The sequence below is a fragment of the Ruegeria sp. BHSC276 genome, assembly GCF_059612945.1.
The window spans coordinates 95,843-112,657 of the sequence record NZ_JBXWRP010000005.1; the positions used below are offsets into that span (position 1 = coordinate 95,843).

Annotated in this window: 17 protein-coding genes; 9 read left to right on the forward strand and 8 right to left on the reverse strand. The window is 62.3% G+C overall.

From position 1 onward, the window contains the following. Window positions 1–26: 26 nt before the first annotated feature. From AC2FMD_RS09530 to AC2FMD_RS09545, 4 genes are all read right to left on the reverse strand, one after another. Entirely contained in the window at window positions 27–854 is an 828-nt protein-coding gene (locus AC2FMD_RS09530; RefSeq protein WP_496794959.1) for an alpha/beta hydrolase, read from the reverse strand. A 3-nt stretch (window positions 855–857) separates the two neighbouring features. Further along, window positions 858–1,745 (reverse strand): tryptophan 2,3-dioxygenase, encoded by an 888-nt coding sequence (locus tag AC2FMD_RS09535; protein ID WP_496683776.1) that lies wholly within the window; start codon window positions 1,743–1,745, stop codon window positions 858–860. Between the two features lie 64 nt (window positions 1,746–1,809). Next, window positions 1,810–2,838: an L-threonine 3-dehydrogenase gene (tdh, locus tag AC2FMD_RS09540; RefSeq protein ID WP_496741611.1), complete on the reverse strand. Its 1,029-nt coding sequence runs from the start codon at window positions 2,836–2,838 to the stop codon at window positions 1,810–1,812. Between the two features lie 14 nt (window positions 2,839–2,852). Next, complete coding sequence (locus tag AC2FMD_RS09545; protein WP_496741439.1) at window positions 2,853–4,037, reverse strand: glycine C-acetyltransferase; 1,185 nt, start codon at window positions 4,035–4,037, stop codon at window positions 2,853–2,855. Window positions 4,038–4,231: 194 nt separating this feature from the next. On the opposite strand from AC2FMD_RS09545, the gene AC2FMD_RS09550 reads away from it, so the two are divergent. Beyond that, a complete protein-coding gene (locus tag AC2FMD_RS09550; RefSeq protein WP_496683782.1) occupies window positions 4,232–4,552 on the forward strand; it encodes a hypothetical protein in 321 nt (106 codons plus the stop codon). 44 nt (window positions 4,553–4,596) lie between these two features. On the opposite strand, the gene AC2FMD_RS09555 is transcribed toward AC2FMD_RS09550, so the two are convergent. Beyond that, window positions 4,597–5,166 carry a helix-turn-helix domain-containing protein gene (locus AC2FMD_RS09555; protein ID WP_496712199.1) on the reverse strand — a complete coding sequence of 190 codons (570 nt, stop codon included), beginning with the start codon at window positions 5,164–5,166 and terminating at the stop codon, window positions 4,597–4,599. 117 nt (window positions 5,167–5,283) lie between these two features. Between AC2FMD_RS09555 and AC2FMD_RS09560 the strand changes: the two genes are divergently transcribed. After that, window positions 5,284–6,459: an acetyl-CoA C-acyltransferase family protein gene (locus tag AC2FMD_RS09560; protein ID WP_480722334.1), complete on the forward strand. Its 1,176-nt coding sequence runs from the start codon at window positions 5,284–5,286 to the stop codon at window positions 6,457–6,459. Window positions 6,460–6,552: 93 nt separating this feature from the next. On the opposite strand, the gene ubiB is transcribed toward AC2FMD_RS09560, so the two are convergent. Both ubiB and ubiE read right to left on the reverse strand, forming a co-directional pair. Further along, the gene (ubiB, locus tag AC2FMD_RS09565; RefSeq protein ID WP_496794960.1) at window positions 6,553–8,082 is read right to left on the reverse strand and encodes a 2-polyprenylphenol 6-hydroxylase; all 1,530 of its coding nucleotides are present in this window, start codon (window positions 8,080–8,082) and stop codon (window positions 6,553–6,555) included. Window positions 8,083–8,085: 3 nt separating this feature from the next. Then, a complete protein-coding gene (ubiE, locus tag AC2FMD_RS09570; protein WP_496683794.1) occupies window positions 8,086–8,838 on the reverse strand; it encodes a bifunctional demethylmenaquinone methyltransferase/2-methoxy-6-polyprenyl-1,4-benzoquinol methylase UbiE in 753 nt (250 codons plus the stop codon). 86 nt (window positions 8,839–8,924) lie between these two features. On the opposite strand from ubiE, the gene mutM reads away from it, so the two are divergent. The 6 genes from mutM (at window position 8,925) to recF (ending at window position 15,541) form a co-directional block, all read left to right on the forward strand. Continuing rightward, window positions 8,925–9,776, forward strand: a complete 852-nt coding sequence (gene mutM / locus AC2FMD_RS09575; protein ID WP_496712195.1) for a bifunctional DNA-formamidopyrimidine glycosylase/DNA-(apurinic or apyrimidinic site) lyase — start codon at window positions 8,925–8,927, stop codon at window positions 9,774–9,776. A 66-nt stretch (window positions 9,777–9,842) separates the two neighbouring features. Next, window positions 9,843–10,619, forward strand: a complete 777-nt coding sequence (acuK, locus tag AC2FMD_RS09580; protein WP_496712193.1) for an acryloyl-CoA hydratase — start codon at window positions 9,843–9,845, stop codon at window positions 10,617–10,619. Between the two features lie 229 nt (window positions 10,620–10,848). Then, entirely contained in the window at window positions 10,849–11,112 is a 264-nt protein-coding gene (gene rpsT / locus AC2FMD_RS09585; RefSeq protein WP_005979273.1) for a 30S ribosomal protein S20, read from the forward strand. A gap of 540 nt (window positions 11,113–11,652) precedes the next feature. Then, complete coding sequence (gene dnaA / locus AC2FMD_RS09590; protein ID WP_496712191.1) at window positions 11,653–13,038, forward strand: chromosomal replication initiator protein DnaA; 1,386 nt, start codon at window positions 11,653–11,655, stop codon at window positions 13,036–13,038. Between the two features lie 221 nt (window positions 13,039–13,259). Then, a complete protein-coding gene (dnaN, locus tag AC2FMD_RS09595) occupies window positions 13,260–14,381 on the forward strand; it encodes a DNA polymerase III subunit beta (RefSeq protein WP_496712189.1) in 1,122 nt (373 codons plus the stop codon). A gap of 59 nt (window positions 14,382–14,440) precedes the next feature. Further along, window positions 14,441–15,541, forward strand: coding sequence for a DNA replication/repair protein RecF (gene recF / locus AC2FMD_RS09600; RefSeq protein ID WP_496794961.1), 1,101 nt, complete (start codon window positions 14,441–14,443; stop codon window positions 15,539–15,541). 5 nt (window positions 15,542–15,546) lie between these two features. On the opposite strand, the gene AC2FMD_RS09605 is transcribed toward recF, so the two are convergent. Then, on the reverse strand, window positions 15,547–16,113 hold the full coding sequence (locus AC2FMD_RS09605; protein WP_496794962.1) for a carboxymuconolactone decarboxylase family protein: 567 nt from the start codon (window positions 16,111–16,113) through the stop codon (window positions 15,547–15,549). Window positions 16,114–16,210: 97 nt separating this feature from the next. Between AC2FMD_RS09605 and AC2FMD_RS09610 the strand changes: the two genes are divergently transcribed. Continuing rightward, complete coding sequence (locus AC2FMD_RS09610) at window positions 16,211–16,783, forward strand: TetR/AcrR family transcriptional regulator (RefSeq protein WP_496741445.1); 573 nt, start codon at window positions 16,211–16,213, stop codon at window positions 16,781–16,783. Window positions 16,784–16,815 lie beyond the last annotated feature (32 nt).

Consider the following 16,815-nt stretch of genomic DNA (forward strand, 5'->3'; position numbering starts at 1 on the left):
GTCCCCAAGGGCCGCCGTTTTCGTTTTCAGGGGTGGTCGTTCAGAAACGTCGCGTCCTTGAGGATGATGTCGAAATGGTGCGTGCCCGGCTGCAGATCAAAGCTGACGGCATGGCCGGCCTTGCGCAACGCTTCGGCATAGTCGCGGCTCTGGCGGATGAACTCGCCGGTGTCCCGCTCGCCCACCGTGACCCGATAGCGCGGCCCGGGCGCCGGCAGGTTCAGGATGGGGGACAGGTCGTGCAGCTCGACCGGGGTCAACTGCAGCGGATCGTTGACCGGGGTGAGGCTGATCGGTTCCAGGTCGTAGACGCCGCTGATCAGGATGACTTCGCGCACCCGCAAGCCTATCCGGGCGAATTGGTCGGCCGATGTCGCCATGACCATCGCCGCCAGATGCGCACCGGCGCTGTGCCCGGACAGGGTGACATGCGAGGCGTTGAACCCCAGCGAATTGGCCCGGGTGGCCAGCCATATCAGCGCGGTCCGACATTCATCGACCATCTGACCCAGCCGCGCGTCGGGGGCGAGCGTGTAGTTCACCGTTGCAAAGGCCTGCCCGCCTTCGACCAGCGCGGGCGCCATCATCGCCGAATCGCGCTGGCTGAGCGCCTGCCAATAGCCGCCATGGATGAACACATGCAGCGGTGCGCCGGGCGTTCGGGCGGGAAAGAAATCCAGCACCTGCGCGGGCGTTTCGCCATAGCCGAGGTTCTCTTGCACCGTCAGTTGCGACCGTGCCTGTGCGCTTAGCGCCGAATAGGCCGCCAGATAGGGCGCAAGGTCGCCGCCGATCATCGAACTGGGCGCGTATTCGCGTTCCAGCTCGCTTTGGGAAAATCCGCGATACAGCATGGCTCAGCCCTGTCCGCCATACATCAGGTCACTGCGTACGTCATAGAGATCGTGGAAAAACCGCAAGTCCAGCGCCTTGCGCAGGAAGGCCACGCCGCTGGAGCCGCCGGTGCCGGGCTGCATGCCGATCACACGTTCGACGGCGGTCGCATGGTCGAAGCGCCAACGCTGGAACAGCGATTCCACATCCATCAGCTTTTCGCCCAGCGCATACAGGTCCCAGTACCGGCCAGTGTTCCGGTAGATCTCGGCCCAGATTTTCACGATGCGCGGATCACCTGAATAGGTCTTTGAATAGTCCCGGTCCAACAGGTCCTGCGGCACGTCAAACCCCTGCCGCGCCAGCATGTGCAAAACCTCGTCATACAGCGACGGCTTGACCAGGGCGGCGGTCAGCATCTCCATCACTTCGGGGTCGTGCTCGTGCACCTTCAGAGTGGCGGTGTCCTTATTGCCCAGGATGAATTCGATCTGGCGATAGCCATAGCTTTGGAAGCCGGATGAATTGCCCAGCGCCTTGCGGAAGGTCATATAGTCAGCGGGCGTCATGGTCAGCAGGGTTTCCCACGCGGCGATCAACTGCCGCTGGATCGCCTTGATCCGGTCCAGGTTCTTCATCGCAGGGCCGAACTCATCCTGCTGCAGGAACCGGCGCACCTCGACCAGCTGATGGTGCATCAGTTTCAGCCACAGCTCGCTGACCTGGTGGATGATGATGAACAGCATTTCATCGGGTTGGGCCGGGTCCTGAAAGGTTTTTTGCAGGTTCAGCAGGGTCTTGAGCTGCAGGAAGTCGCCATAGCTTTTGCGGTGGGTATCCGCGAAATCGGTCACCAGCGTGTCTTCGATTCCGCGTTCCAGCGGGCGGTCGCCCTTGGCTTTGTCGGCCATCTCATTTCCTCCCCGGCATGTGTGCGCACCTGTCTAGAAGGTGCGTTGGCAACTATCCAGAGGGTCAGGTCCAATCCAGCACCACCTTGCCCGATTTTCCCGACTTCATGGCGGCAAAGCCCTGCGCAAAATCATCGACGGCAAAGCGATGGGTGATGACCCGGCTGACATCCAGCCCGTTCTGCAGCATCGCGATCATCTTGTACCAGGTCTCGAACATCTCGCGGCCGTAGACGCCCTTGATGGTGATCGCCTTGAACACAATGCGGCTCCAGTCGACGGGCGATTTGCCGGGCGGAATGCCCAGCAGGGCGATCTTGCCGCCCATCACCAGCGCCTCGACCATCTGGTCCAGCGCCGCCTGCGAGCCCGACATTTCCAGCCCCACGTCAAAACCCTGGCTCATGCCCAGGTCGGAAATCACCGATTGCAGCTCTTCCTCGGCCACGTTCACCGCCCGGATCGAGGGCACGACATGCCGCGCCAGCGCCAGCCGGTCGGGGTTGATGTCGGTGATCACCACATGCCGGGCGCCTGCGTGGCGGGCCACCGCGGCGGCCATGATCCCGATCGGGCCCGCGCCGGTGATCAACACGTCCTCGCCCAGCAGATCGAAACTCAGCGCAGTGTGCACCGCATTGCCCAGCGGGTCGAGTATCGCGCCGATCTCGTCCGGAATGTCGTCGGGCAGGGGCACCACGTTGAAGGCCGGCAGCTTGAGATATTGGGCAAAGGCACCCTGTTCGTTCACCCCGATCCCGCGCGTGCCCGGGTCGAGGTGGAACTTGCCCGCGCGGCTCTGGCGGCTGTCGGTGCCGATCAGGTGGCCCTCGCCCGAGCAGCGCTGGCCGATCTTCAACCCGGTCACATTGCGGCCCAGCTCGACGATCTCGCCGGCGAATTCGTGGCCGGTGATCATGGGAACGGGCACCGTGTGCGACGCCCATTCATCCCAGTTCCAGATATGGATGTCGGTGCCGCAGATCCCGGTCTTCTTCACGCGGATCAGAACCTCGTCGGGGCCGATCTCGGGGACCGGGGCCTGCACCATCCACAGCCCTTCTTCGGGCTTGGACTTCTCCAGCGCCTTCATCGTGTTGGGCCGCATCAGATCACCCCCAATTCTTTGCCGACCTTGCCAAAGGCGGCAAGGGCGCGGTCCAGCTCGTCGCGGGTCAGCGCTGCGTTCATCTGGGTGCGAATGCGGGCCTGGCCACGCGGGACCACCGGAAAGAAGAAGCCCGAGACATAGACCCCTTCGTCGAACAGGTGGGCGGCCATGTCCTGCGCCAACTGCGCCTCGCCCAGCATTACGGGGATGATCGGATGTTCCCCCGGAAGCAGGTCGAACCCCAGTTTTTCCAGCCCGGCGCGCCAGTATTTGGCATTGCCGAACAGTTGCTTGCGCAGCATGTCGCCGTCTTCGACCAGGCGGATCGCCTCGAGCCCGGCAGCGACGATGGACGGCGGCAGCGAATTCGAGAACAGATAGGGCCGCGCCCGCTGCCGCAGCAGGTCGATCACTGGCTGCGGCCCGGCGATATAACCGCCGATTGCCCCCCCAAGTGCCTTGCCCAATGTCCCGGTCAGAATGTCCACGTCCACGCCAAAATGATCCGGCGTGCCTGCGCCGCGCGGCCCCATGAAGCCGGTGGCGTGGCAGTCATCGACCATCACGATCGCGTCGTATTTGTTGGCCAGTTCGCGGATCTTGGGCAGGTTGGCCAGGTAGCCATCCATCGAGAACACGCCGTCGGTGGCGATCATGATGTGCCGGGCACCGTCCTCGCGCGCCTGTTTCAGCCAGGCTTCGAGGTCGTTCATGTCATTGTTCATGTAGCGATAGCGTTTGGCCTTGCACAGTCGGATCCCGTCGATGATCGAGGCGTGGTTCAGACTGTCCGAGATGATGGCATCCTCGGGTCCCAGCAGGGGTTCGAACAACCCGCCATTGGCGTCGAAACAGGCCGCGAACAGGATCGAATCGTCCTTGCCCAGAAACTTGGCCAGCCGATGCTCAAGCTCACGGTGGATGTCCTGCGTGCCGCAGATGAACCGGACCGAGGCCATGCCGAACCCTTTGGGCTCCATCGCACTCTTCGCGGCCTCGATCAGCGCCGGATGGTCGGCCAGACCCAGGTAATTGTTGGCGCACAGGTTGATGACCTGACGTCCGCCCACCGTGATCTCGCCGCCCTGCGGCGAGGTGATCATTCGTTCCGTCTTGTACAGGCCTTCCGCCTTGATCTGCGAGAGGGTGTCCGTGATGTGAGATAGGAATGCATTTGCCATCTGGGCCTCCATAACTCCCTGGTGTCTATCATAGCGGATGTATTTCCGAAATAGGAGAATTTCAGTATTACGGAGAATTTTCTTATATTACGGATTGAGGGAAGCTTTAAGTGATAACTTTTTGCTGAACTCAATGTGATCCGCTTTTTTCCACGCCGCGTATTCATTTGCATATCAACTGGGAGGGAAACGATATGATTAAGATTTCATCAGCCGCGGCGCTGGCTCTGATGTTCGGTGCAACAGCGGCTTTCGCGGGGCCTGGCAAAGGTAATACCGGTGGTGGTAACAGTGGGCTTGCTCAGTCGATGGCCGGGGCTGTTTCGGGTGGTGCGGCCACGCTTGGTCGAGACTTTGGAAGCAAAGGCAAAGGAACCGCTTCGGCGGTGAGCGGCGGCGGAAATGGCGGCTGGGGCAATGTTGGAAGCAGCCTCAGCAGCATTACCGGTACAGACGGCCAGGTTTCCAACCGTGGAGGAACCCGCGGCGCAAACGACCTACCCGACGAGGAATAATTTATCAATCCGGACTGGCCGCCTGTTCAGGCGGCCGGTCGATCCTATCGACCGGTTTTCACAATTAGAAAAACGCGTGCCGGTCCATTATGCGCAGTGATCGAGTGCGCAACATCCGCTGCATAACGCCCTGTGTCGCCTTGATGCAGAACCTCAGTTGCAGTGCCGGATTCAATCTCGACCGATCCCATCAAAACAGTCAAATGTTCACGAGAGCCTTTTGCATGCGGTTGGCTGATCAGTTTTCCGTCCGGCTCGAACCAGATATCGTACACTTCGTGCCCACCGGCATCTTCTGGCGGGGAAAGGATTCCGATCCGACAGCCATACCCCATATTGTCGATACTGGGCACATCGGACTGTTTCAGTACTTCGATTGTGTCGCCCTGAACCTCTTCATCCAGAAGCCCGGCAAAGTCTACGTTCAGCGCACGTGTCAGGTTCCACAATGTCGCAATGGTGGGGCTGCTTTCGCCGCGTTCGATCTGGCTGACCATCGACCGGGACACGCCGCTGAGATTGGCCACCGCTTCCAGTGACAGCCCCTTGGCGCGCCGGGCCTCTTTCAGTCGGGCGGGCAGGCGTGTCAGGATATCGTCTGAGTTTTCCGTCATGGCGGAATTTTTTGCGCGTCCGGGCGGGAATTGTCAATTCCGCCGATGACGGAACGTCCCGCGCGACAGGCCCATACTGCGGGTGCATACTGCGCGCAAATCCAAGAGGAGAGAGACATGACCGACATCGTGATTCTGGATGGTGCCCGCACCGCAATCGGTACGTTCGGAGGGTCGCTGGCCGCGACCGCGCCGATCGATCTGGCCACCGTCGTGACCAAGGCCGCGCTTGAGAAATCCGGCGTCGCAGGCGACCAGATCGGGCATGTGGTGTTCGGGCATGTCATCAACACCGAGCCGCGCGACATGTACCTGTCGCGCGTTGCAGCGATGCAGGCGGGCATTCCGAACGGCACCCCGGCGATGAACGTCAACCGGCTGTGCGGGTCGGGTGCGCAGGCCATCGTGTCAGCGGCGCAGTCGCTGATGCTGGGAGATGCCGAGTTTGCCGTGGCCGGCGGCGCCGAGAACATGTCGCGCAGCCCTTATATCGTTCCGCAGGCGCGTTGGGGTGCCAAGATGGGCGACATCAAGTCGCTGGACATGATGCTGGGCGCGCTGAACTGCCCCTTTGGTACCGGGCACATGGGCGTCACCGCCGAGAACGTGGCCGATGAGCACCAGATCACGCGCGAGGAGATGGACGCGTTTGCGCTGACCAGCCAGCAACGGGCCGCGGCCGCGATCGAGGCGGGCTATTTCGACAGCCAGATCGCGCCGGTGCAGGTCAAGGTCAAGCGCGACATGGTCGATTTCAAGGTCGACGAGCATCCCAAGGCCACCACGGCCGAGGCCCTAGCCGGGCTGCGGCCGGTGTTCCAGAAGGATGGGCGTGTGACCGCGGGCAACGCCTCGGGCATCAATGACGGCGCGGCGGCGATGGTTCTGGCCACGGCGGGTGCCGCCGAGAAAGCCGGCCTGACGCCCAAGGCGCGCATCCTGGGTTATGCCCATGCTGGCGTTCGTCCCGAGGTAATGGGAATCGGCCCGGTTCCGGCCGTGCGCAACCTGTTGGAACGGACCGGCTTGTCGGCGGGCGATTTCGACGTGATCGAAAGCAACGAGGCTTTTGCCGCCCAGGCGCTGGCGGTGAACAAGGAACTGGGGCTGGATCCGGCAAAGGTGAACCCGAATGGCGGGGCCATCGCCCTGGGTCATCCGGTGGGGGCCACCGGGGCGATCATCACGCTGAAGACTCTGTACGAGTTGGAGCGCATCGGCGGGTCGAAAGGGTTGATCACCATGTGCATCGGTGGCGGGCAGGGGATTGCCATCGCCATCGAACGGCTCTGATCCTGGGCTGGGCAGGGGGGCTGTCTGCCCCCATCGCGCCGGGGCGCGATTCCCCCCGAGGATATTTTTGGCCAGATGAAGCGACGGCGCCTTTCAGCCAAAGCCCGAAAGGATCAGGACGGCCACTGCCCCGGCGGCTGCTCCGATCGCGGCTGGAATGGCCTTGGGCCAGAAATCTGACCCGGATGGATCATCCTTGCGGGTCTGGGCTATCAGGGCGTTCTCGACCAGATCAGGCAGGCGTGGGCCGAATCGCGCAAGAACAAGCGCTGTTTTTCCAAAATCCCGTAGGGCGGCACGGGGGCCAATGGACTGCCTGATATAGTCCTCGACCACGGGGCGGGCGACTTCCCAGATGTTGATATGCGGGTCGAGCGAGCGGGCGACGCCTTCGACCACCACCATCGTGCGTTGCAGCAGGATCAGTTCGGTGCGGGTTTCCATGCCGAAGCGTTCGGTCACCTCGAACAGGTAGTTCAGCAGACGGCCCATCGAGATATGGGTGGCGTCCATGCCGAAGATCGGCTCGCCCACTGCGCGCAGGGCGCGGGCGAATTCATCGACGTCCTGGTCGGCCGGGACGTAGCCTGCTTCGAAATGCACCTCGGCCACGCGCTTGTAGTCGCGGCGGATGAAGCCGAAGAGGATTTCGGCATAGACGCGGCGGGTGTACTCGTCGATATGGCCCATGATGCCGAAGTCATAGGCGATGATGTCCCCGTTCGCGGCGACCTTGAGGTTGCCTTGGTGCATGTCGGCGTGGAAGAAGCCGTCGCGCAGGGCGTGCAGCAGGAACAGGCGCAGCACGCGGTTGGCCAGGTCGCGGCGGTCGTGATTGGCGGCGTCCAGCGCGGCGTTGTCACCCAGCGGGATACCATCGGCCCAGCTGAGCGTCATGACCCGGCGCGCGGACAGAGACCAAACCACGGGCGGCAGCCAGAAGCCTTCGTCGTTCTGCGTGTTGGCGGCAAATTCCGAAGCCGCCGAACTTTCGAGCCGGAGATCCAGTTCGCCGCGGACGACGCCGTCGAAATGCTCGATCACTTCCATCGGGCGCAGACGGCGCGCACCGGGGGCGAAAAGCCGGACGATTCGGGCGGCGAAATAGAACGCATCCACATCCTTGCGGAACGCGCGTTCGATGCCGGGGCGCAGGACCTTGACGGCCACGTCCTCGCCTGTGCTGGCCAGTTTGGCCTTGTGGACCTGCGCGATCGAGGCGGCCGCGATCGGTTCGCTGAACTCCGAGAACATCTCGTCCAGCGGTTGGCCCAGCTCCTTTTCCACCTCGGCCATGGCCACGTCGCGTGGAAAGGGGGGCAGCTTGTCCTGCAGGACGCGGAGCTGTTCGGCCAGCTCTTCGCCGACGACATCGGGGCGCGTGGACAGGACCTGACCGAACTTGATGTAGGCCGGGCCCAGGGCGGTCAGCGCCCGGGTGGCCGGCGGCATGTTCGGGTCGCCCTTGTAGCCCAGCCATTGGAACGGTTTGCCTAAGGTGTGGGCAAGGATCCGCAACGCGCGCGGAGCCTCGAACGCGTCCAGCACCACGTTCATGGCGCCGGTGCTTTCCAGCGTGGCGCCCGTACGGATCAGGCGGATGATGTTGTGGGGGCCGCGCATGCGTCAGATCTTCCAGCCGGAATGCAGGGCGGCGATGCCCATGCTGAGGTTGCGGTATTTCGCGTTCTCGAACCCGGCGGCGCGCACCATGCCCAGAAAGGTATCCTGATCTGGGAACTTGCGGATCGATTCAACCAGGTATTGATAGCTGTCGCGGTCATTCGCGATCAGCTGCCCCATGCGCGGGATCACGTTGAAGCTGTAGAGGTCATAGAGTTTCTGCAGCCCGTCATTGGGCAGCTGGCTGAATTCCAGCACCATCAGTCGCCCGCCGGGTTTGAGCACGCGGTAGGCCTCGTTCAGAGCCTCTTGCGGGCGGGTCACGTTCCGGATGCCGAAGGAAATGGTGTAGACGTCGAAGGTGTTGTCCTCGAAGGGCAGGGCCATCGCGTCGCCGACCACCCAGTCCAGGCTGTCGGCCATCTGCGCAGCCTCAGCGCGCTTGCGGCCCTCGATCAGCATCGGCTCGGTCAGATCCAGAACGGTGGCATGGCCGTGGCCCGCGCGTTTGAGGAACCTGAATGAGATGTCGCCCGTACCGCCCGCCACGTCCAACAGGCGCTGGCCAGGGCGTGGCGCCAGCCAGTCCATCATCGCGTCCTTCCAGACCCGGTGGATGCCCATCGACATCACGTCGTTCATTACGTCGTATTTCGACGCGACCGAGTTGAATACGCCCTGCACGCGCCCGGCCTTTTCGGCCTCGGGGACGGTTTCGAAACCGAAATGAGTGGTCTTGTCGCTGTTGTCGGACATAAGCCTTGCCGTTCGTCGAATTTCGTCTCTGTTATAGGGCCTGGAAACCGGGGCACAATGCGGCCCTTTGGAATAGGAGCCGTGTAATGCCCGAATTGCCCGAGGTCGAGACAGTAAGACGCGGCCTTGCCCCGGCGATGGAAGGCGTGGTGATCGAAAGGGCGGACGTGAACCGCCCTGATCTGCGCTGGCCGTTCCCCGAGCGGATGGCCGAACGGTTGACCGGCCAGCGGGTCGAGCGTCTGCGGCGGCGGTCGAAATACATCCTGGCCGATCTGAGCGGCGGCGAGACTCTGTTGATTCACTTGGGCATGTCGGGCCGCATGACCGTGTCGGGCGATCCGCTGGGACAGTTCGTACATCATCATCCGATGCCGCAGAAGCATGACCACGTGGTGTTTCACATGGCCAATGGTGCGCGCATCACCTTCAATGACCCGCGCCGGTTCGGGGCGATGGATCTGATGCCCACGGCCACCGCCGAGCAGCACAAGCTGCTGGCCGTGCTGGGGCCGGAACCGCTGGGCAACGATTTCAACGAAACCTATCTGATCGACGCCTTCCGCGGCCGGTCCACACCGGTCAAGGCGGCGCTGCTGGATCAGAGAATCGTTGCCGGGCTGGGAAACATCTATGTCTGCGAGGCGCTCTACCGCGCCAGAGTGTCGCCACGTCGCAAGGCGGGTCAGATCTCGGCCGGGCGTGTCGGAGCCCTGGTTCCGGTGATCCGGACGGTGCTGACCGAGGCCATCGAGGCCGGTGGATCCTCACTGCGCGATTTCCGGCAAGCCGATGGAGAGCTTGGATATTTTCAGCACAGTTTCGACGTCTACGGGCGCGAGGGCCAGCCCTGCCGGACCGAGGGCTGCGGGGCCGAGATCCGCAGAATCACCCAGTCGGGGCGGTCGACCTTCTATTGCGCGCAATGCCAAAGATAGCTTGATCCGAGTTTTTCGCGTGGTAAGGAATTGGACCTGAACGGAACAACCGAAAGCTCAGACCTCATGGCTTTTGAGACGATCATCGTCGAAATCGAAGACCACGTCGCCCTTATCAAGCTCAACAGACCCGATGCGTTGAATGCGCTGAACACTCAGCTTCTGGGTGAGCTGTGCGAGGCGCTCGAGGACGCGGATACCAATGACAAGGTGCGCTGCATCGTCATCACCGGATCGGAAAAGGCATTCGCCGCGGGCGCGGACATCAAGGAGATGTCCGAGATGAGCTTTGTCGATGTCTACACCAGCAACCTTTTCGCAGACGCCAATGACCGGATTACCGCGATCCGCAAGCCGATCATCGCGGCGGTGGCGGGCTATGCGCTGGGCGGAGGGTGCGAGCTGGCCATGATGTGCGATTTCATCATCGCTGCAGACACCGCTAAGTTCGGCCAGCCGGAAATCAATCTGGGCGTCATCGCCGGGATGGGCGGCAGCCAGCGCCTGACGCGGTTCGTGGGCAAGTCCAAGGCGATGGACATGAACCTGACCGGCCGGTTCATGGATGCCGAGGAGGCCGAGCGCTCGGGCCTCGTGTCGCGCGTGGTGCCGGCCAAGAAGCTGATCGAAGAGGCGACCGGCGCGGCCCAGAAGATCGCCGAGAAATCGCTGCTGACCGCGATGGCCGCGAAAGAGGCGGTCAACCGCAGCTACGAGGTGCCGCTGAGCGAGGGCATGCTGTTCGAGCGGCGCGTGTTCCACTCGATGTTCGCCACCGAGGATCAGAAAGAGGGCATGGCCGCATTCCTTGAAAAGCGCGCGGCCCAGTTCCGCGACAAATAGGTGGCGCCGACAGGACCGTTGGATCAGGCGGGCGCTGCCCGCCTTTTTTCCGGCGGGCAACAAGGCCGAGAATCGGCTTGGCAAAGCCTGAAAACTTGGCTATTGACCGCGACCATACATGCGCGTGCGGCCCGCTTGGCCCGATTCACACTCGTGATTTCTGATCCGGTGCGGGGATATCCGTGACGTGCAACCCTAGACAAACGTACCGAACAAAGGTCAGAGACACATGGCAAACTCGCCCCAGGCAAAGAAGCGCGCTCGTCAGAACGAGAAGCGTTATGCAATCAACAAAGCACGTCGTTCGCGCATCCGCACCTTCCTTCGTAAGGTCGAAGAAGCAATCGCATCCGGCGACAAGGAAGCCGCAACCGCAGCCCTGCGCGCGGCCCAGCCCGAACTGATGCGCGGCGTCACCAAAGGCGTGTTCCACAAGAACACTGCAGCCCGCAAAATGTCGCGCCTGTCGGCACGGGTCAAAGCGCTGGGCTAACTTTACGTCAACAATCGTTGACGATTTACGAACAAAAAGGCGTCGCCCCGTGCGGCGCCTTTTGCGTTGTTGCCAGAATGCCGCGCCTTCACAAAACCGAGAGATTCTTTCGCCCGAAGACCCGAGTCAATATCAGAGTTTCGTTGCCCGGCCCCTCTGCCTCTTGCTACGACATATTCAGCGATTCACTCGCTTGGGGGGACAGGCTGTTTCCGCGATCTGACCGACGGGCATCGGAAGGGTTCGGGGACGAATGTCGGCGACCGGTTCTGCCGGGTTCGTCGATCTGCTCGGGATCTCGGGTCTGCCGGTGATCTTGGCCCTGTCAATAAATTGCAATCTGTGGCGCGCTCTGCCGGCCCAGCATCCGTGGATTCGGATGTGCCAGAACAGAGCGTTGGCGGAAAGCACGTTTCTGACGCCAGACCGACCGGTTTTGGCGAACAGGAAGCTGTTGTCGAGTGAACGCGAAAGAGCCGGGAGACCGGTTACAAAAAAAAGGCCGGCTGGCCAATAAAGATGGGATGCGTGAGGCGCTGGATGACACAAGAAAAATGGGGACAACTGCGTAATAAATTGCTCAAGGCTGTGGGCCGGAACAATTTTACGACCTGGATCGAACCTCTGGAATTTCAGGAATTGAAAGGTGGCGTGGCCGTATTTTCAGTTCCGACCAACTTCATGGGCAACTACGTCAGCCAGAATTTCGCTGACCTCATCCTGTACGAACTGAACACGGCCGGAGAATCGGTCCAGCGCCTGGCGTTCCGCGTGGCCGCGAATTCGCCCGCACGCCCCGCAGCCCCCGCCGTGGAAAACAAGCCCCAGCCTGCCGAAATCGACATGCCGGTTGAAGCGTCGGTCGCGAATGATGCGCTCGAGTCGTTGCAGGCCGCACCGCTGGACACGCGCTTTACCTTCGACAGCTTCGTCGTCGGCAAGCCCAACGAACTGGCCCATGCCGCCGCGCGCCGTGTTTCGGAAGGCGGCCCCGTCACCTTCAACCCGCTGGTTCTGTATGGCGGCGTCGGACTGGGCAAGACGCACCTGATGCACGCCATCGCGTGGGAGCTGAAGACCAAACGCCCCGAGCTAAACGTGCTGTACCTGTCGGCTGAACAGTTCATGTACCGCTTCGTACAGGCCCTGCGCGAACGCCGAATGATGGATTTCAAACACCTGTTCCGCTCGGTCGACGTGCTGATGGTCGATGACGTGCAGTTCATCGCCGGTAAGGATTCGACGCAGGAGGAATTCTTCCACACCTTCAACGCGCTGGTGGATCAGAACAAGCAGATCATCATCTCGGCCGACCGCGCGCCGGGTGAGATCAAGGACCTGGAAGAGCGGGTCAAGTCGCGCCTGCAATGCGGCCTGGTGGTTGACCTGCATCCCACCGATTACGAATTGCGCCTGGGCATTCTGCAGACCAAGGTCCAGCAACACACCAAAACCTATCCCGATCTGAAAATCGCCGATGGCGTTCTGGAATTCCTGGCCCATCGCATCTCGACCAACGTGCGCGTTCTGGAAGGGGCACTGACCCGGCTGTTCGCCTTTGCCTCGCTGGTCGGTCGCGAGATCGACATGGAGCTTACGCAGGACTGTCTGGCCGACGTGCTGCGCGCCTCCGAGCGCAAGATCACCGTCGAAGAGATCCAGCGCAAGGTTTCCGACTATTACAACATTCGCCTGTCCGACATCATCGGGCCGAAACGCCTGCGGTCCTATGCCCGGCCGCGTCAGGTGGCGATGTATCTGTGCAAGCAGCTGACCAGCCGGTCGCTGCCCGAGATTGGCCGCCGCTTTGGCGGGCGCGACCACACCACCGTCATGCACGGCGTCAAACGCATCGAAGAGCTGAAGCTGACCGACGGTCAGATCGCCGAAGATGTCGAGATGCTGCGCCGCGCGCTCGAAGCCTGAGCCCCTGCAATTCGGCAAACCGCCCCGGCCCTGCGCGGGGGCGGTTTTTCTGTGCGCATTTTTCCACGATTTCCCCGGAACTGCAGTGCAGGGCTGCGCGGGACCTTGACGGTTTGCACGTTCCGACACAGAAAACGGTAAAAAATCCTTGTGCCTCAGGGCTGAACCGCTAACTTGCCAGTCCCGCCCATGTAAGCACTCAAATCAGAGGAATTGAGGGTATGAAGATCAGCATCGAACGCGGCACGCTGCTCAAGGCCGTTTCGCAGGCCCAATCCGTTGTGGAACGCCGCAACACGATTCCAATCCTGGCCAACGTGCTGATCGAGGCCGAGGGCGATCAGGTTCTGTTCCGCGCGACCGATCTGGATATCGAGGTGGTCGACAAGGCCCCCGCGCAGGTCGAGAAGGCGGGTGCAACCACGGTTGCGGCCACGACCCTGCACGAGATCGTGCGCAAGCTGCCCGATGGCGCGCTGGTCACGCTGACCGCCGACAGCGCGGCGGGGCGACTGACGGTCGAGGCGGGGCGGTCGAACTTCTCGCTGGCGACCCTGCCGAAAGAGGATTTCCCGGTGATGGCGTCCTCGGAGTACCAGTCGAACTTCACCGCTTCGGCGGCCCTGCTGCGGCGGCTGTTCGACAAGTCGAAATTCGCCATCTCGACCGAAGAGACGCGGTATTACCTGAACGGTGTCTACATGCATGTGGCCGATGGCCCCGAAGGCGGAAAGGTTCTGCGTTGCGTGGCCACCGACGGCCACCGCCTGGCCCGGATTGACGCCGATCTTCCGGCGGGGGCCGAGGACATGCCGGGCGTGATCGTTCCGCGCAAAACGGTGGGTGAGCTGCGCAAGCTTTTGGAAGATGACGACATGGATATTGCGGTGTCGGTCAGCGAAACCAAGGTGCGCTTTGCCACGCCCGACATCACGCTGACCTCGAAGGTGATCGATGGAACCTTCCCCGACTACACCCGCGTGATTCCGCAGAACAACACCCGCAAGCTGGAAGTGGACGCGGCAGAATTTGCCCAGGCCGTCGACCGGGTGGCCACCGTATCGTCCGAGCGGTCCCGTGCGGTCAAACTGCAGTTGGAAAACGACAAGCTGGTCCTGTCGGTGAATGCGCCGGACAGCGGTGCGGCCGAGGAAGAACTGGCCGTGGCCTATGGCGACGAACGGTTGGAAATCGGGTTCAACGCCAAATACCTGCTGGAAATCGCAAGCCAGGTGGACCGCGAGAACGCGGTGTTCCTGTTTAACTCGGCGGGCGACCCGACCCTGATGCGCGAAGGCAATGACCAGAGCGCGGTCTATGTCGTGATGCCGATGCGCGTCTGATCGCGCGGGCGCGGGGTGCGTCCGGAGCGCGTGTTTGTGCAAGGATGAAGGGAGGGGTCATGGCTTTGGCCCTGACCGAATTGAAGGTTTCGCATTTTCGGTCGCACAAGCTGGCGCGATTGGCGCTGGACGGGCGGCCGGTGGCCTTGTACGGACCGAACGGGGCCGGCAAGACCAATATCCTCGAAGCAGTATCCCTGTTTTCGCCCGGCCGCGGCATGCGCCGGGCCAGTGCCGCCGAGATGACGCGCCGGCCCGAGGCGCTGGGCTGGAAGCTGAGCGGTCTGCTGGACGTTCAGGGCCGCCGGTCCGAGATCGAAACCTGGTCGGAGGGAGGTGCGGCGCGGCAGGTTCGGATCGACGGAAAGGCAGCCAGCCAGATCGATCTGGGCAAGCTGTCGCGGGTCGTCTGGCTGATGCCCGCGATGGACCGGCTTTGGATCGAAGGCGCCGAAGGCCGACGGCGCTTTCTGGACCGGGTGACGCTGAGTTTCGACCCAAGCCATGCCGAGGCGGCGTTGACCTATGAAAAGGCCATGCGCGAACGGAACCGCCTGCTGAAAGAGCAGGTGCGTGACGCGCATTGGTACGCGGCGCTCGAGGCACAGATGGCCGAAACCGGGCATCGCATTCATACTGCGCGGCTGGGTGCTCTGGCGCAGTTGCGCGCAGCGCAGGAACAGGCCGAGACCGCCTTTCCCTCGGCGGAACTGGAACTTGTTCAGTCCGAAGGGGACATGCCCGAAAGCGCGCAGGATCTGTTGGAGGCGTTGGCCGAAAGCCGGTTCCGCGACCTGTCGGCGGGGCGCACATTGGTGGGGCCGCACCGGTCGGATCTGCATGGGGTCTATGCGGCCAAAGGCGTTGCGGCCAGTGAGTGTTCGACCGGAGAGCAGAAGGCGCTTCTGGTGTCGCTGATTCTGTCCAATGCGCGGGCGCTGGCCGCGCAGGTCGGGGCGCCGCCGATCCTGTTGCTGGACGAGGTGGCGGCCCATCTGGACGCAGACCGCCGGGCGGCGCTGTATGATGAAATCTGCGCGCTGGGGGCGCAGGCCTGGATGACCGGAACAGGCCCCGAGCTGTTTACCGAACTGGGCGATCGGGTGCAGTCTTTCGTGGTCAATGACGCGGGTGACGGCTCGACCGTCACCCCCGCCTGACCGGATCAGGCCGGCTCGCCGACCTTGCGTTCCCACAGGAACGGACGCATCACTTCGTCCACCGGTGTCCGGGCCATGTGGTTGACGTAGTTCGACATAGTTTTCTGCGCCAGGCCCAGGATCACGTCCAGAACAGCGCGGTGCGAATAACCCGCATCGAAGAACGCCTGCAACTGCGCGTCGGTCACGTTGCCGCGTTGGTTCATCACCTGAAGCGTGAACGTCCGCAGCGCCTCGAGCTTGGGCGAGGGCAGCGGGGTTTCATTGCGCAGCGCTTCGGTGATCTCGTCCGACACCTTCATCATCTTGGCGATGCCGGTATGGGCCGGAACGCAATAGTGGCATTCGTTTTCCACGTTGATGGTCTGCCAGACGACGGTTTTCTCGTCATTGTCGAAATCGGTCTGCAGGAAAAGGTGGTGCAGAACCTGATAGGCCTCAAGGTGCTGAGGGCTTTCGGACATGACCTTGTGCAGGCCCGGCAGGCGGCCAAACGCGGCCTGCGATTTCTCGAGCAGGGGTTTTGAGCCTTCGGGGGCGGTGTTCAGGTCATGCGAGGGGAATTCGGCCATTTCGGGTCTCCTTTTCTGGCGGCTGAGTCCGAAATAGGCTTTATTGAGTGATCACTCAAGTATATATTTGAGTAATCGCTCAAGAATTGGTGATCACATGCCCCGCAAACCTGCCTATGACCGTGACGCGCTGATCGCGCAGGCCCGAGACCTGTTCTGGCGTCAGGGCTGGGCGGGCACATCCCTGAAGGATCTCGAGCGTGCGTTGAAGTTGAAGCCAGGCAGCTTTTACGCCGCCTTCGGGTCAAAGGATGCCTTGTATGCCCTGACGCTGGAGCGCTATGCGGATGAAGGTATTGCCCGGCTTGACGCCCTGGCCCGGGAGCTGGGGCCGCTGGGTGCGCTCAAAAACCAGCCGCGTTTGGTCGTCGAGGCTGCGAATGCGCCCGCAAAGGCCTGCATGCTGGCCAAGACCTATGCCGAGTTGAGCGCCAAGAACCACGATCTGGCGCAACTGGCCGCGACCCATCTGTCGCGAATGAAAGCCTGTTTCGCCGATCTGTTCCGGCAGGCGCAGGCGGAAGGGCAGATCGGAGCCGACCATGATCCCGAACGGCTGGCGGCGCGCTATCAATCCGACCTTTTGGGCCTGCGCCTGTCGGCCGAGCGCGGCGATGTCGATGCCCGCCAAATCGCCGCTGACATCGCCGCCGATCTGGATCGGTTGTGACCGTCTGAGGTCGGCAAATCAGCTTGGTCCGC